The sequence below is a fragment of the Saccharopolyspora sp. NPDC002686 genome (genome assembly GCF_040295745.1).
GTDB classification, from domain to species: Bacteria; Actinomycetota; Actinomycetes; order Mycobacteriales; family Pseudonocardiaceae; genus Saccharopolyspora; species Saccharopolyspora oryzae.
The window spans coordinates 15,482-30,544 of sequence record NZ_JBEOVY010000013.1 but is presented as its reverse complement, the minus strand read 5'-3'; the positions used below and the strand labels follow the sequence as shown (position 1 = coordinate 30,544).

Here is a 15,063-nt window from a genome sequence, read left to right as displayed (position 1 = left end):
CGCGCGATTCCCCCTCCACCGTTCGTCCTCTCTCGTCGTGCGCTTACCCGTTGACGTACTCGTCGCTGCGGCGCCACCAGACGCCGCCGGTCTCGTTGCGGCCTCGTGGCGCCCGGTCGAGCCACTGGTACATGCCCCACAGGCCGTCCAGCCCACGCGCGTAGGCCGAATAGGTGTGGTAGACGACGCCGTCATCTAGCACGAACGCGCTCAGGCCGGGCCTATCGCGGTGGTAGTCGGCGACGTCGGTTCCGCACGTGTCGGCGAGCTGGGCTTCCGCGCTCTCGCCGCCACCTTCCTGGCCGGTGCGCCACTCGAACACCGCCTCGCGCCGGTAGTTGTACTCGATACCTCCCGCGCGCTGCTGTTCCTCGGTGAACCAGACGCTGAAGTCGGCGTTGAAGTCGCTGTGGAACGACGAGGCCCAGGGGAAGCTCCAGCCCAGCCGCTGCTTGTACGCCTGGAGCTTCGGCAGCGGAGCCCGCGAGACGGCCGACAAGGCGACGTCGTGGTTGAACAGGTGGGTGACGATGCCGTTGAAGCCGTCCGCGATCGCCGAGCAGGACGGGCACCCGGCCTCCCAGTCGGGACCGAACATGAAGTGGTAGATCAGGAGCTGCGAGCGGCCGCGGAAGAGGTCGGCCAGGGATGCGGCACCGTCGTCGGTGTCGAACCGGTACTCCTTGTCGACGGGGACCCACGGAAGTTCCTGCCGCTGTTGCGCCAGTTCGTCGCTGCGGCGCGTGAGTTCCTTCTCCGCCTCGAGCAGCTTCCTGCGGGACGCGAGCCACTCCTCACGCGTTCCGGTCCGGTGGTCGATGGTCATGTGATTCTCCCTCGTCGCGGTGGACTGTCGACCTACCGACGAGGAGTGCCGCCCGGAATCGACATCGGCGGCGCGGAAATTTTCAGAACTCCTGGATGCGGTTGGCGAGGTAGCGGCGCTCGGCTTCGGTCGGCGCCAGCTGCAGAGCCTGCTCGTACGCCTCCTTGGCCGCTGCGGAACGGCCCGCTCGGCGGAGCAGGTCGGCGCGGGTCGCGGGCAACAGGTAGTACCCGTCGAGCCGGCCCGACGCCGTCAGCTCGTCGACCAGCTCCAGACCGGCCGGGATGCCGTCCGCCATCGCGACCGCGACTGCTCGGTTGAGGTCTACGACCGGAGACGGCGCCAACCGGCCCAGCTCGGCGTAAAGCGCCGCGATCTGCGGCCAGTCCGTGCTCGCCGCGTCCGGCGCAGTGGCGTGGCAGGCCGCGATCGCGGCCTGGACCTGGTAGGGACCTGGCCGCCGCGTCGCCAGCGCCTCGTCGAGCGTCGCGACTCCCTCGGCGATCAGCGCCTGGTCCCACCGGGACCGGTCCTGGTGCTCCAGCGTGACCAGCACGCCGTCGTCCGTGCGCGTCGCACGTCGGGCCTCGTGCAGCAGCATCAGCGCGAGAAGGCCTTGCGGCTCCGGTTCGAACGGCATCAGCCGGACCAGAACGCGTGCCAGCCGGATGGCCTCGGCGGTCAGGGGCCGCCGCTCGTCGTAGCCCTCGTTGAAGATCAGGTAGAGCACGGCGAGGACGGCGGCGAGTCGCGGTGGGAGGAGCTCGGCCGGCGGGACCCGATAGGGGATGCCGGCTTCCTGGATCTTGCGCTTGGCGCGGACCAGCCGCTGCGCCATCGTGGACTCGGCTGTCAGGAAGGCCCGGGCGATTTCGGCGGTGGTCAGGCCGGCCAGCGTGCGCAGGGTGAGCGCGACCCGGGCCGGGAACGGCAGCGCCGGATGGCAGCAGGTGAAGATCAGCCGCAGCCGCTCGTCCGGGACGTCATCCGCCACCGGCTCGTCCGGGTCGCGGGCCAGCACGGCGAGCTGGCGCAGCTTGGCCGCACCGGCGGCGTCGCGGCGCAGCCGGTCGATCGCGCGGTTGCGGGCCGCCGTGGTGAGCCACGCGCCCGGCCGACGCGGAACACCGTCGCGCGGCCACCTCGCCAGCGCGGCGGCGAACGCGTCCTGCGTGCAGTCCTCCGCCAGGTCCCAGTCTCCTGTCAACCCGATCAGCGTCGCGAGGACCTGGCTCCACTCGTCCCGGTAGGCGGCTTCGACGGCCGCTCGAACCTGGTCGCCGGGCACGGTCATTCCCAGACCGGGCGGATCTCGACCCCGCCCCAGCGCGCGTACGGGTGTCCAGCGGCGATCTCGATCGCCTCGTCCAGGTCTGCGCATTCGACGATCACGAAACCGCCGACGAAGTCCTTGGTCTCGGCGAACGGTCCGTCCGAAACCAAGGTCTCGCCGTCGCGGACCCGGACCGTGGTCGCGTCCACCACCGGACGCAACCGCGCACCGACGAGCCTGGCACCACGCCGTTCCAGATCCGCCACCCACGCCTGGTGCACCGGATCCGCCTCGATTTCCTCGTTGCTCGGTGAGACGGTCTCGTCATCGCAGATCAGCAGCACGTATTTCACGAGGCCGATTCTGCCAACTCCGACCTGCCCGCGCGTCCGACCGACTTGCCTTCTGCTTCGCGGGTCGAGTTCCGTTCGTCGTGGGCGGTGGGGTGCTCATTCGGGAAGGCCGGGGCCCGGGCAGCGCAGGTCCTGGTTCGGGAGGCGGCCGTCGACCAGGTAGGCGGCTGTCGCATCGTCCACGCAGGCGATCCGCTGGCTGGCGAAGAGGCCGTGGGAGTAGCTGTCCTGAGCCGTGATCATGCGGGAACCTGGGAGTTCGGCCTGCATGCGGGTGGCGCCTTCGTACGGCGTGGTGGGGTCGTGCTCGGCTTGCGTGAGCAGGATCGGGGGCATGCCGGAGCTGCCGAATCGTGCGGTTTCCCGGGGCCTGTCCCAGAAGGCGCAGGTGGTCGCCTCGAGCCCGGTGAGGATCGGCTGCGGGTCGGTTTCGCGCAGCTCGCGGATGTCGTCGATGACCTCCGCGCGGCTCGGCCGCGTGCTGTCGTTGCACTTCACGGTGCGCAGTGCGGCTTCGTAGTTGCGTGATTCGGCGTCGGTTCCGGGCAGTGCGGGCTCCAGGCCGTCGGCGTTGCCCGAGTTCACGTACGCGGCCAACGCCTCGGCGAACGGCCGCCAGCGTTCGGTGCGCGAAAGGGTTTTGTAGACGAGGTTGTCGAACTCCGCCGCGCCGAAGGTGCCGCGGGCCGGCGTTTCGGCCAGGCTGGTGCGCGCCCGGGTGTAGGTGTCGCGGACCTGGTCGCGGGTAGCGCCCAGATCCAGTTCGGGGTGGGCGGCGATCCAGTCGAACAGCACGTCGCGCTGCCGCAGCATCGCGTGGGCCTGCTGCACGTCGAAGTCGTGCCAGTGGTCCGGGCTGACCACGCTGTCGAGCACCATCCGGCCGATCCGCTCGGGGAACTCGGCCGCGTAGGCCGCGCCCAGGTAGCTGCCGTAGGAGACCCCGAGGAAGTTCAGCTTCGGCTCACCGAGCGCCTCCCGGATGCGGTCCATGTCGCGCGCGGTGTTCATGGTGTTCATCGCCGCTGCGTCCGGGTTGTGCTGCAGGCAGTCTTGCGCCATGTCGGCTAATCGGTCCAGGTGGGCGCGTTCCTGCGCGAAGTCCGCCGGAACTGGTTGTGGCGCAGGATGATTGAACAGCCCACCGAGCTCGCCGCAGTCAAGCGGGGCGCTTCGCCCCACTCCGCGCGGGTCGAAGCCGATGATGTCGTAGGACCGACGCACCTGCTCGGGCAGCTTCTTGCCCTTGCTCACCGAGTACTCCAGCCCGGAGCCGCCCGGTCCGCCCGGATTGACCAGCAGGGCCCCGCGGTACTCCTCCCGGGTGCCGGTGGCCCGAACGCGTGAGACCGAAATCGGGATCTCCTCGCCGCCGGGTTCGCGCGCCTCCAGTGGTGCGGAGAGCTCGGCGCACTCGGCACCTTCGAACGGGCAGGGCCCGAAGACCAGCGGTTCCGCGCTCGCGGGCACGGCGCTGAGCAGGGGAACGGCGAGCACCGCGGCCGCGGCCGCAGACATCTTCTTGTTCACGTTGAGTCACATCCACCTTCACTGGATGGCGGGTTGAGCACCTTGTTGAAAACGATTATCATCACCGACCGTTGCGTGTAAACGGTGGGATTGGAGTCGTGGTGGGGCACCTGTTGTTGGTGGAGAGCTGGGTCGGCGCGATGAGCACGTTGCTTCCCAGAGCGATCCGCGAGGGCGGCCACCGGTTCAGCTTCGTGACCCGGGATTTGCAGCACTACCTGCGTTCGGCACCGGTCCCCGGGGCGCACCCGCTGCTGGGCGCCGACAACGTGCTGACCGTCGAGACCAACGATCCCGACGTGCTGCTGCCGCACCTGGAGCGGCTGCAGCCGGTGCTGAACTTCGACGGCGTCGCGACCTCGTGCGACTACTACCTGGCCACCGCCGCGAGGCTGGCCGAGCGGCTGGGCCTTCCCGGCCCGCCGCCGGAGGCGGTCGAGGCGGCCTGCGCCAAGGACCGCACCCGACGGACGCTCCGCGAGGCCGGCGTGCCCGGACCGGCGTTCGCGCTGGCCGAAACGCTGCGCGGACTCGAAGAAGGCGCCGCGGCGCTGGGCTACCCGCTGGTGGTCAAGCCGGTGGACCTGTGCGCCGGGATGTTCGTGCGCAAGGTCGGCGATGCCGACGAGCTGCGCGAGGCTTTCGAGGCCCTGCAAGGATTTCCGGTCAACGCGCGAGGCCAGCAGCGCAGTCCCGTGGTGCTGCTGGAGGAGCTTTTGACCGGTGCCGAGGTGAGCGTGGAGACGGTCACCTACGGCGGGCGGACCACGGTCGTCGGTGTGACCGACAAGAGCATCGCCGGCGCACCGTGGTTCGTCGAAACCGGCCACATGTTCCCGGCCGCGCTGGAGGCGGACACCGAGCGCGTAGTGTCCGACACGGCGGTGGCCGCGGTCGAGGCGCTGGGGCTGGACAACGCGGTGTGCCACACCGAGCTCAAGCTCACCGCCGACGGGCCGAAGATCGTCGAGGTCAACCCGCGCCCGGCAGGCAACCAGATCACCGAGCTCATCCGGCGGGTCACCGGCATCGACCTGGCCGCGGTCTACGCGCAGGTCGCGCTGGGGGAGAAGCCCGAACTGGACCCGGTGGACACCGGAGCGGCCAGTGCGGCGATCTCATTCCTGCTGCCGCCCCGGACCGGCGCGATCGAGGAGATCCGCGGTGCCGAGGCACTGCGCGACGCGGCGGTGGTCGACTACCGGCTCAAGCCCGCCGGACATCACGCGGGTGCGGCGACCAGCAACAACAACTACCTGGGCCACGTCATGGTCACCAGCGGTCGTCAGGGTGCCGCGCGTGCGCACGCCGAGTCGCTGGTCGAGCGGCTGGACGTGCGCTACGCCGAGGAGATCGGATGAGCGCGCCCCGCTCGCTGGCGGACCTGATCGAGAAAGTCCACAACGGACACTACGGCGAGGAGATCGCTGATGCCGCGGTGAGCGTGGGGTTCCTGACCCAGCAAGGCGTCCGGCACGCCTCGCGCAACACCTCTTACCGCAACCACGTGCTGAGCCTGCGGGTCGCCGACGCCGTGGGTTCGTGCGCGGTGGAACCCGGCGAGCTCGCCGAGGACGTCGTGCTGGACTGCGTCGGCACCCCGGTCGCCGAGCTGCTGCGGCACCCGTCGGCGGCGGTGCGCGTCGCCGCGCTGGACGGCTACCTGCAGTCGGTGCGGCCGCACCACCGGCACTCCGAGGAGGTCGCCGTCGGGCGCGGCAGCTCGCTGCAGAAGTCGCTGCACCGGGCCAAGCTCGTGGTCGACCTGCTGCCGCCGGTGCGGCGGGTGCTGGTGATCGGCGTGGTCAACTCGCTGCTGCACCACCTGCGCGAGCGCGGAATCGACTACCGGGCCTGCGACTACAAGGGCGGGCGGACCGAGTGGGGCGAACCGGTGCACACCGACGCCTTGGCCGAGCTGTCCGAATGCGACGCGGTGCTGGCCTCGGGGATGGTGCTGGGCAACGGCACCTTCCAGCCGCTGCTGGAGCACACCCGCGCCACCGGAAAGCCGCTGGTGTTCTTCGCCCAGACCGGCAGCGGAATCCTGCCCTGCTTCCTGGGCGCCGGAGTCACCGCCGTCTCGGCCGAGCCGTACCCGTTCTTCTGGCTCGACGGCGGCCCGAGTTCGCTCTACCGCTACCCCGGAGAGGATGCTGCATGAACCCGGACCTGCTCGACCTGGTCCGCGACACCCCGCTCGCCCGAGTATCGGCACCGCTCCCGCAACCGCATCCCGGTTTCTGGGCGAAGCTGGAATGCCTCAGCACAGGCGGCATGAAAGCCCGAGCCGCGTTGTCGATGTTGCGCGGCGCGCACCGGCGAGGTGAACTGCTGCCCGGCGCCCCGGTGGTGGAGTCCACCAGCGGAACGCTGGGCATCGGGCTGGCCTTCGCCGGCAACGCGCTGGGACATCCCGTCGTGCTGGTCGTCGACGAGGAACTCGAACCCGGCATGCGGGCACTCCTGCGCGCCCACGGCGCGCGACTGGAGATCGTCGACCAGCCGCATCCCGAAGGCGGCTGGCAGCAGGCGCGGCTGGACCGCGTGCACGAGATCTGCCGCTCGCTGCCCGGCGCCTACTGGCCGGACCAGTACAACAACCCGGACAACCCCGCCGGATACGCCGAGATGGGCGCGGAGATCTGCCGTCAGCTCGACCGGGTGGACGTGCTGGTGTGCAGCGTCGGTTCCGGCGGGCACAGCGCCGGGATGATCCGCGCGGTGCGCAAGCGCTGGCCGCAGGTGCGCCTGATCGGTGTGGACACCGTGGGTTCGACGATCTTCGGCCAGCCCGCCCGGCCCCGGCTGATGCGCGGGCTGGGCAGCAGCATCCACCCGCGCAACGTCGACTACCCGCAGTTCGACGAAGTGCACTGGGTCGGCCCCGGCGAGGCGGTGGTCACCTGTCGGGCGCTGGCCCGCAACGCGTTCGTCACCGGTGGCTGGAGCACCGGCGCGGTGGCCATGGTCGCCGCGTGGGCGGCACGCGTCGATCCCGGCGCCAACGTGGTGACCGTCTTCCCCGACGGCCCGCACCGCTACCTGGGCACGGTCTTCGACGACGACTACTGCCAGGCCCGGGGACTGCTTGACACCCCGATCGCCACCCGCCCGGTGGAAGTCGCGCACCCGGAGGTCGAGGCCACCGGGTGGACGCGCTGCCGGACGGTCGTCGATCCCCTGATGAACGTGGAGGTGCCCGCGTGAAGCTCGACTGGCGGGCGAGCGGCTTGGCGTTGCGCGAGCCGCTGCGGATCTCGCGCTCGGTGATGGCCGAACGCGACGCGGTGACCCTGACTCTCGACCACGACGGCCACCGCGGCCACGGCGAGGTCGTCACCAGCGTCTACTACGGGCTCGACGTGCCACGCATCCAAGCGGAACTGGCCGAGGCGCAGGCGGAACTGGCCGAGCTCACCCCGGAGGAGGCACTGCGCACCGACCTGCCGCAAGCCGCCCCGGGGGTGCGCGCGGCACTGGACGCGGCGCTGCACGACCTTCTCGCGCGCAAGCGCGGCGTCGCCGTCCACGAGTTGGTCGGGGCTGAACCACCGGGTTCGGTACCGACCGCGCGCACGATCGGGATCACCTCGGCAGAGCAGGCGGTGGCGGCGGCCACCGAGCTGGTCGGGCAGGGCTTCCAGGTGCTCAAGGTCAAGCTCGGTTCCGGTGCCGATGAGCTCGCGCGGGTGGCGGCCATTCGCGAAGCCGCCCCGGGTGCCCGGATCCTGCTGGACCCCAACGGCGCCTGGGAGTTCGAGGAGGCCAAGCGGATGCTTTGCGCGGCAACCGAATTCGACATCGACGCGGTGGAACAGCCCATCGCGCCGGGAACTCCGGACCTGCTTGCCGAGGTCGCCGAGGCCTCGCCGATCCCGGTGATCGCCGATGAGGACGCGCGCACCACGGAGGACGTGCGCCGATTGGGCTCGCGGGTGCACGGGATCAACATCAAGCTCCCCGAGTGCGGCGGCATCCGCGCGGCTCGCGAGATCATCGACGCCGCGGACGGTTTCGGCGTCGACGTGATGCTGGGCTGCCAGGTCGCCAGCTCGTTGGGCATCGCGCCGGCCGTGCACCTGTGCGGGATGGCGCGCTGGGTGGACCTCGACGGTCACCTGCTGCTGGCCCAGGACCCGTGGACCGGGCTGGGCGGGGAGGACGGGTTGCTGCGCATCGCCGGACGCACCGGCTTAGGGGTGCGCCCCGCGTGACCACGGTACGACTCTTCCGCAGCTACCCGCTGGCGGTGCAGGTGCTGCTGGTCAACCAACTCGGCGTGAACACGGCCTTCTACCTGCTGATCCCGTACCTCGCCGGATACCTGGGGAAGGATCTGGGCCTGTCGGCCGCCGCGGTCGGCGTCGTCCTCGGTGTGCGCAACCTCAGCCAGCAAGGCCTGTTCCTGCTGGGCGGTTCGGCCTCCGACCGGCTCGGGGCGCGCGGCGTGATCATCGCCGGTTGTGCGCTGCGTTCGGTGGGTTTCGGCCTGTTCGCCTTCGGCACTTCGTTGCCGGTGCTGCTGGCGGCCTCGGTGCTGTCCGGACTGGCCGGGGCGTTGTTCAACCCGGCGGTGCGTTCCTACCTCAGCCACGAGGCCGGTGAGCGGCGAGCGGAGATGTTCTCGCTGTTCAACGTCTTCGCCAACACCGGCATGCTGATCGGCCCGCTGCTGGGCAGCGTGCTGCTGCTGGTGGACTTCCAGGCCTCGGCCATCGGAGCCGCGCTGATCTTCGCAGTGCTGACGGTCGCGCAGGTCATGGTGCTGCCGGCCCGGGGAGTCCCGCGGCCGCGGACCTCGGTGCTCACCGACTGGCGCGAGGTGCTCACCGATCGGCGGTTCGTGCTGTTCACCGGTGCGTTGACCGGACTGTTCGCGCTGCAGAACCAGCTGTACCTGGTGCTGCCGATGCTCGCCGAGAGCTTCACCGGCACTGCGATCTCGGTGTCGGTGATCTTCTTGGTGACCACGGTGGCCAGCCTCGCGCTGCAGGTGCGGATCACGCGCTGGTGCGATGGGCGCTGGAGCCGGGGGCGTGCGATCTCCACCGGTCTGGCCGTGATGGGCGGCGGGTTCGCGGTCACCGCGATCGCCGCGACCGCGATGCCGGGCCAGCCGGCGAGCTCCCCGGGCGAGACCGCGTTGCGGCTGGCGCCGGTGCTGGTCACCGCGTTCGCGCTGTCGGTCGGCGTGATGCTGGCCCAACCGTTCGTCTACGAGCTGATCCCCGCCTTCGGCCGCGACGACCTGTCCGGCACCTACTTCGGCGTGTTCTACCTGGCCTCCGGGGTGACCGCCGCCGGTGGCAACGCGCTGATCGGGTGGGTGACCGATCTGGCCGGAACCGATCTGCCGTGGCTGCCCTCGGTGTTGTGCGTGGCCATCGGCGCGTCCTCGGCCCTGGCCGTGCTGGTGGTCCACCGGCGCAGCGGAATCGGCCCCCGACCCACAACGGATGAGGAGACCTCGTGGCACACGCCAACTTCCTGACCGACAACCCGGCCGTCTACGAGGCGTGGTTCCCCGACCCCGAGCACGTGGCGGCCCGGTTCGCCGACGACGTGGTCCGCCGGTTCGGTGGCGGCGACGACCTGCTCGACGTGGGCTGCGGAACCGGGCGCGACGCGCGGTGGTGGTGCGAGCAGGGCTACCGGGTCACCGGGCTGGACAGCTCACCGGCGATGGTCGCCCACGCCGCCGAGCACTGCCCGCGTGCCGAGTTCGTCGTGGACGACATGCGCTCGTTCGACCTGCGGCGCGAATTCGACGTGATCACCTGCCTGGACAGCGCGCTGCTGTACTGCCACGACAACTCCGAGCTCGAGGGGTTCCTGACCCGCTGCCACGACCACCTGCGACCCGGCGGACTGCTCATCGCCGAGGCCCGCAACGGGGCGTTCTTCCTGGGCAACACCGAGCTGCTCGACGGCGTCGCCGAGCGCGCGCTGAGCTACGACGGCCAGCAGTACAGCTCCCGAACCCGGCTGTGGATCGACCACGCCGCGCAGCTGCTGCGCCGGGAGCGCTGCTGGCGGCTGCCCGGTGATGACGAGCTCGTGCAGCGCTCGGCCTGGCGGCTGCTGTTCCCGCAGGAACTGCGCTACTTCGCCGCGCGCACCGGTTTCGAGGTGCTCGCGCTCTTCGACGAGCCCGGACCGCGCACCGACACCCCGTGGAGCGCCGACGCCGAGTTGTCCGAGCGCATGTCCGGTGACCGGCTCCACCTGGTAGCCCGCCGCATCGACTGACCGACCCCAACAGCTAGGAGACCGAACATGTTCAACCTCGACAGACGACGCTTCCTCGGCCTGGCCGCGGCGGGGGCTGTCTCGACCGGCACCCTGCTGGCGGGCTGCTCCCCGGGCGGTGCGCCCGCGGTGGGTGCGCCGCAGCGCGGTGGCCGGCTGCGCGCCGCCTTCGCCGGTGGTGGTTCCGCCGAGGTGCTCGACCCGCACGACTGCGACCTCTACGTCGAGATCGCCCGCGCCAAGGCGCTGTTCGACAAGCTCGCCGACTACGGCAACGACATGTCCCCGCAGCCGCGCCTGGCCGAACGCTGGGAGCCCTCCGCCGATCTGCTGACCTGGCGGATCACCCTGCGGCAGGCCGCTTTCCACGACGGCCGCCCGGTGCGGGCCGCCGATGTGCTCCACAGCTACGCGCGCATCACCGAGCCCGGCAGCAGCCGGCGGGCCAAGTCCAGCCTGTCGGTGATCGACTTACCCGGCAGCCGCGCGGTCGACGACCGCACCATCGAGTTCCGGCTCAAGCGGCCTTACGCGGAGTTCCCGAACGCGCTGGCCACGCTCGGCGCCTACATCATCCCGGAGGGCACCACCGACTTCGCCCGGCCGGTCGGCTCGGGGCCGTTCAAGCTGAAGTCCTTCGAGCCGGGACGGGCCTTCCTCGGCGAGCGCAACCCGGACTACTTCGACGGCGCGCCGCTGCTCGACGAGCTGGAGATCGTGGTCACCAACGACGAGGCGGCGCGGGTCAACGCCCTGCTGGGCAAGCAGGTCGAGTACGCCAACGACCTCACGCTCACCAGTGCCCGCACTTACGAGGCAGGCGGCCAGATCCGGGTGCTGCGGCTGCCGCGGAGCAACTTCCACGGCCTGGCGATGAAGGTGGACCGGCCGCCGTTCGACCGGCCGGAGCTGCGCGAGGCGATGTTCCACCTCGTCGACCGCGAGGAACTGGTCCGCTCGGTGCTGCAGGGATCCGGCCAGGTCGGCAACGACGTCTACGGCCAGGGCTACCGCTACTACGCCGAGATGCCGCAGCGCAAGCAGGACCTGAACCGGGCCCGGGACCTGGTGCGCAAGGCCGGTGCCGAGGGCATGACCATCGACTTCGACACCTCCGATGCCTCCACCGGGCTCAAGGAGGCCGCGCTGGCCATCAGCGACCAGGCCCGCCAGATCGGGCTCAACCTCAACGTGCGCCTGGGCAACAAGGACACGTACTGGTCCGACATCGCCAAGAACAGCGTGCTCGCGAGCTACCGCTCGGGCGGGATGCCGCTGGACTCGCACTTCTCGCAGCGGCTGCTGACCACCTCCACCACCAACAACACGGCGTGGCGGCGGCCGGAGTTCGACGCGCTCTACAACACCGCCCAGTCCACTCTGGACGAACGTGGGCGTGCCGAGATCTACGCGCGGATGCAGCGCCAGTTGTTCGAGGAGGGGGGTTTCGTCTGGTGGGGCGTGTCGGACTGGATCGTCGGCTCGGCCCCCAACGTGGGCGGCATCGACGACGCGTCGCCGGCCAACACGCTCAACTGGGCCCGCTTCGACAAGGTGTGGTTGGCGTGATCGGTTACGTGGCGCGCCGACTGCTGCTCGGCGTGTTGCAGGTGCTGCTGGTCGCGGTCGGGGTGTTCGCGCTCACCGAAGCGTTGCCGGGTGATGCGGCGGTGACCATCGCGGGCGACTACCCCGACCCGGCCGTCATCGCCGGCCTGCGCGAGCAGCTCGGACTGGACCGGCCGGTGTGGGAACGCTTCGCCGACTGGCTGGTCGCCGCATCGCAGGGCGATCTCGGCACCTCGCTGGTGGGGCCGCGGTCGGTGGTCGAGGTGATCGGCGCCGCCATCGGGCCGAGCTCGCTGCTGGCCGGTCTGGCGCTGGCGCTGCTGGTGCCGCTGTCGACCGGTCTGGGCATGCTGGCCGCGCACCGCGAGGGTGGCCGGGTGGACCGGGCGATCACCAGCACCACGCTGGGGCTCTACGCCGCACCGGAGTTCGCGATGGCGATCTTGTTGGTTACCGTGTTCGCGGTGCAGCTGGGCTGGTTCCCGCCGACGGCCATCGGCGGCTCCCTGATCGCCGACCCCGCACTGCTGGTGCTGCCGGTGCTGGTCCTGCTGCTGCGGCCGATCTGCTCGCTGAGCAGGCTCGTCCGGGCCGGCGTGATCGATGCCCAGCGTTCGCCCCACGTCCAGCACGTCCGTCGGCTCGGGCTCTCGCCGGCGCGCATCCGCTTCTGCCACGTGCTGCCCAACGCGGCCGTTCCGGCGGTGCAGCAGCTGGCGCGCACCGCCGACTGGCTGCTCGGCGGGGTGATCGTGGTCGAAGCGATCTTCGTCGTGCCGGGGTTGGGCACCGCGTTGCTGGACGCGGTCTCGGCCCGCGATCTGCCGGTGGTGCAGGGGCTGGCCCTGGTGTTCGCCTGCACGACGGTGCTGGTCAACCTCGGCGCGGACATCGCTGCCCGCGTCCTGTCCCCGGCTTCGGAGGTCGGCCGGTGATCAAGTACCTGCTTCCGGGGGCGCTGGTGGCGGTGCCGGTCGTGCTGGCGCTGCTCGGGCCGCTGCTGGCATCCGAGGACACCACCAAGGACGTGGCCTTCCTGCTCGGCGGTGGTCACCTGTTCGGCACCGACTTCCTCGGCCGCGACGTGGCCAACGAGGTGCTGCTCGGCGGCCGGTCCCTGGTGATCACAGCCCTGACCGCCACCGCCTGCACGTACCTGCTGGCCGTGCCGATGGGCCTGGTGGCGGGCATGACCCGCAGCCGGCTGCTCGACGAGGTGCTGATGCGGCCGCTCGACGTGCTGCTGGCCCTGCCCTCGATGCTGATGTTGCTGCTGCTGGCCGCCCTGGCACCGGGGAACATGTGGGTGCTGGTCGGGGTCGTGGTGCTGATCAACCTGCCGGACGTGGTGCGCATCAGCCGCGCCGCCGCGCTGTCGTTGTCGACCAGGCCCGCGGTGGAGGCGATGCGCCTGCAGGGCGAGCACCGCGCGCGGATCGCGGTGAGCTACGTGGCGCGGGCGATGCGCCGCACTCTCGCCGCCGACCTGGGGACCCGGCTGACCGGGGCGATCTACCTGGCCGCTTCGGCGAGCTTCCTCGGCGTCGGGGTCGCCCCCGGCGCCAGCGACTGGGCGGCGATGGTCGACCGCAACCGTTCCGGGCTGTTCCTGCAGCCCTGGGCGGTGGTGGTGCCCGCAGTGCTGGTCGTGGTGCTGTCGGTCGGCGTGAACCTGCTGTTCGACCGCTGGTTGCGCAATCGCGACGTGAACTTCTTGGAGGCCCGGTGACCGCAGTCGTCGCACACGACGTGACCATCACCGCAGGAGATCGGACGCTGCTCTCGAAGGTGTCGTTCACCCTGCAGGCCGGGCAGATCACCGCGCTGGTCGGCGAGTCCGGCAGCGGCAAGACCACGCTGGCCCGCGTGCTGCTCGGCGAAACCTCCGGCGGAATCGCGGTTTCGGGCAGCGTGCGGATCGAGGGATCCACTGTGGATTCATCGTTCGGCCCCGGAACCGTCGGCTACATCCCGCAGCAGCCCTCAGCGGCCCTGAACCCGGTGCGCCGCGTGGGGTCGGTGCTCGTCGAGATCGCGCGGCTGCACGTGCCGAAGGCGCAGGTGCGGGAGCGGGTGCTGGAGGCGTTGCGGCAGGCCCAGATGCCCGACGGGCAGCGGTACCTGCGGCGCTTCCCGCACCAGCTCTCCGGCGGGCAGCAACAGCGGGTGGTGCTCGCCCAAGCCCTGATCGGACGGCCCGGGGTGCTCATCGCCGACGAGCCGACCACCGGTCAGGACCCGGTGATCCGCGCTCAGCTGGCCACCGAGCTGCGTGCGGTGGCGGAGCAGGGCATCGCGATCCTGCTGCTCACCCACGACCTCGACCTGGTTCGCGAGATCGCCGACCGGGTGCTGGTCATCGAGGAAGGCCGGTTAGCGGAGTCCGATGTGGACTCGCCCATCCGGCCGGAACCGGTGGCACCGCAGGAACGGCAGGCCGCCGACCCGGTGCTGCGGGTGCGCGGGCTGCGCGCCGGACACCGCGACGGCGACACCTTGCACGACGTCGACCTCGAAGTCGCTCCAGGGGAGCGGGTGGCGGTGCTGGGACGTTCCGGTAGCGGCAAGACGACCCTGGCGCGGTGCATCGCAGGGCTGCACCGCTTCCGCAGCGGAGAGATCCTGCTCGACGGCTGGCCGCTGTCACCGGTGCTGCGGCGCCGGTCAAGAGAGCAGCTGGCGCGGGTGCAATACGTCTTCCAGGATGCCCGCGCGTCGTTCAGCGAGTTCACCCCAGTGCTGCACCAGGTCGCGCGCACGGCAGAGCGGCTGCGCGGGCTCGACCGGACCGAGGCGCGCGCCCGCGCGGCCGACGAGCTCGCCGCGCTGGGGCTGCCCGAGTCCAGCGCCATGCGGCGGGCCTCGGGGTTGTCCGGCGGTGAGTTGCAGAGGGCAGCTCTGGTGCGGGCCATGCTCGCCGGGCCGGACGTGCTGATCTGCGACGAGATCACCTCGGGCCTCGACGCACGCCGCCGCGACGACCTGCTGGGGAACCTCGCCGAGCTGCAGAGCAACACCGGCTGCGCGCTGCTGATGATCACCCACGACCTGCCCGCGGTGGCCGCCCTGTCGCACCGGGTGCTCGTCTTCGACGAGGGGCGGGTGGTGGAGCACGGCCGCGCCGGCGAGGTGCTCGACTCGCCGAACCACCCGGCCACCCGCGCGCTGGTTCAGGCCTCCTCCCCGAAAACTGCAGGTCAGGAAATATAGCCGCAGACTAATTGAATATGATTTTCAACAACGATTCCGACGAGGGAGGT

General features: G+C 70.8%; 14 protein-coding genes. 10 read left to right on the top strand and 4 right to left on the bottom strand.

The genetic code is table 11. The annotated features are described in order from the left end of the window. Nucleotides 1-43: 43 nt before the first annotated feature. The 4 genes from ABTZ89_RS03460 to ABTZ89_RS03445 form a co-directional block, all read right to left on the bottom strand. The gene (locus tag ABTZ89_RS03460) at nucleotides 44-826 is read right to left on the bottom strand and encodes a DUF899 domain-containing protein (RefSeq protein WP_351039593.1); all 783 of its coding nucleotides are present in this window, start codon (nucleotides 824-826) and stop codon (nucleotides 44-46) included. Between the two features lie 82 nt (nucleotides 827-908). Beyond that, entirely contained in the window at nucleotides 909-2,120 is a 1,212-nt protein-coding gene (locus ABTZ89_RS03455) for an RNA polymerase sigma factor (protein ID WP_351039591.1), read from the bottom strand. Beyond that, on the bottom strand, nucleotides 2,117-2,452 hold the full coding sequence (locus tag ABTZ89_RS03450; RefSeq protein WP_270946419.1) for a YciI family protein: 336 nt from the start codon (nucleotides 2,450-2,452) through the stop codon (nucleotides 2,117-2,119). The genes ABTZ89_RS03455 and ABTZ89_RS03450 overlap by 4 nt, the downstream gene beginning before the upstream one ends. 96 nt (nucleotides 2,453-2,548) lie before the next feature. After that, entirely contained in the window at nucleotides 2,549-3,982 is a 1,434-nt protein-coding gene (locus ABTZ89_RS03445; protein ID WP_351039587.1) for an alpha/beta hydrolase, read from the bottom strand. Between the two features lie 101 nt (nucleotides 3,983-4,083). Between ABTZ89_RS03445 and ABTZ89_RS03440 the strand changes: the two genes are divergently transcribed. From ABTZ89_RS03440 to ABTZ89_RS03395, 10 genes are read left to right on the top strand one after another with little or no spacing between them, the layout of a single operon-like run. Further along, on the top strand, nucleotides 4,084-5,343 hold the full coding sequence (locus ABTZ89_RS03440; protein ID WP_351039584.1) for an ATP-grasp domain-containing protein: 1,260 nt from the start codon (nucleotides 4,084-4,086) through the stop codon (nucleotides 5,341-5,343). Continuing rightward, on the top strand, nucleotides 5,340-6,146 hold the full coding sequence (locus ABTZ89_RS03435) for a Rossmann-like domain-containing protein (protein WP_351039582.1): 807 nt from the start codon (nucleotides 5,340-5,342) through the stop codon (nucleotides 6,144-6,146). The genes ABTZ89_RS03440 and ABTZ89_RS03435 overlap by 4 nt, the downstream gene beginning before the upstream one ends. After that, nucleotides 6,143-7,192, top strand: a complete 1,050-nt coding sequence (locus tag ABTZ89_RS03430; protein ID WP_270946415.1) for a PLP-dependent cysteine synthase family protein — start codon at nucleotides 6,143-6,145, stop codon at nucleotides 7,190-7,192. Before ABTZ89_RS03435 ends, ABTZ89_RS03430 begins: the two co-directional genes overlap by 4 nt. Continuing rightward, entirely contained in the window at nucleotides 7,189-8,199 is a 1,011-nt protein-coding gene (locus ABTZ89_RS03425; RefSeq protein WP_351039578.1) for a dipeptide epimerase, read from the top strand. The genes ABTZ89_RS03430 and ABTZ89_RS03425 overlap by 4 nt, the downstream gene beginning before the upstream one ends. Then, complete coding sequence (locus ABTZ89_RS03420; RefSeq protein WP_351039575.1) at nucleotides 8,196-9,476, top strand: MFS transporter; 1,281 nt, start codon at nucleotides 8,196-8,198, stop codon at nucleotides 9,474-9,476. Before ABTZ89_RS03425 ends, ABTZ89_RS03420 begins: the two co-directional genes overlap by 4 nt. Beyond that, nucleotides 9,455-10,234, top strand: a complete 780-nt coding sequence (locus ABTZ89_RS03415) for a class I SAM-dependent methyltransferase (RefSeq protein WP_270946411.1) — start codon at nucleotides 9,455-9,457, stop codon at nucleotides 10,232-10,234. The genes ABTZ89_RS03420 and ABTZ89_RS03415 overlap by 22 nt, the downstream gene beginning before the upstream one ends. A gap of 27 nt (nucleotides 10,235-10,261) precedes the next feature. After that, nucleotides 10,262-11,803: an ABC transporter substrate-binding protein gene (locus tag ABTZ89_RS03410; RefSeq protein WP_351039572.1), complete on the top strand. Its 1,542-nt coding sequence runs from the start codon at nucleotides 10,262-10,264 to the stop codon at nucleotides 11,801-11,803. Beyond that, nucleotides 11,800-12,738, top strand: coding sequence for an ABC transporter permease (locus tag ABTZ89_RS03405; protein ID WP_270946409.1), 939 nt, complete (start codon nucleotides 11,800-11,802; stop codon nucleotides 12,736-12,738). The genes ABTZ89_RS03410 and ABTZ89_RS03405 overlap by 4 nt, the downstream gene beginning before the upstream one ends. Next, on the top strand, nucleotides 12,735-13,532 hold the full coding sequence (locus ABTZ89_RS03400) for an ABC transporter permease (protein ID WP_270946408.1): 798 nt from the start codon (nucleotides 12,735-12,737) through the stop codon (nucleotides 13,530-13,532). The genes ABTZ89_RS03405 and ABTZ89_RS03400 overlap by 4 nt, the downstream gene beginning before the upstream one ends. After that, a complete protein-coding gene (locus tag ABTZ89_RS03395; protein ID WP_351039567.1) occupies nucleotides 13,529-15,013 on the top strand; it encodes an ABC transporter ATP-binding protein in 1,485 nt (494 codons plus the stop codon). The genes ABTZ89_RS03400 and ABTZ89_RS03395 overlap by 4 nt, the downstream gene beginning before the upstream one ends. Nucleotides 15,014-15,063: the final 50 nt, after the last annotated feature.

Bases quoted from the DNA above. Each gene is read 5' to 3' on its own strand.
- ABTZ89_RS03460 (WP_351039593.1), bottom strand. From the start codon at position 826: ATGACCATCGACCACCGGACCGGAACGCGTGAGGAGTGGCTCGCGTCC.
- ABTZ89_RS03455 (WP_351039591.1), bottom strand. From the start codon at position 2,120: ATGACCGTGCCCGGCGACCAGGTTCGAGCGGCCGTCGAAGCCGCCTAC.
- ABTZ89_RS03435 (WP_351039582.1), top strand. From the start codon at position 5,340: ATGAGCGCGCCCCGCTCGCTGGCGGACCTGATCGAGAAAGTCCACAAC.
- ABTZ89_RS03430 (WP_270946415.1), top strand. From the start codon at position 6,143: ATGAACCCGGACCTGCTCGACCTGGTCCGCGACACCCCGCTCGCCCGA.
- ABTZ89_RS03410 (WP_351039572.1), top strand. From the start codon at position 10,262: ATGTTCAACCTCGACAGACGACGCTTCCTCGGCCTGGCCGCGGCGGGG.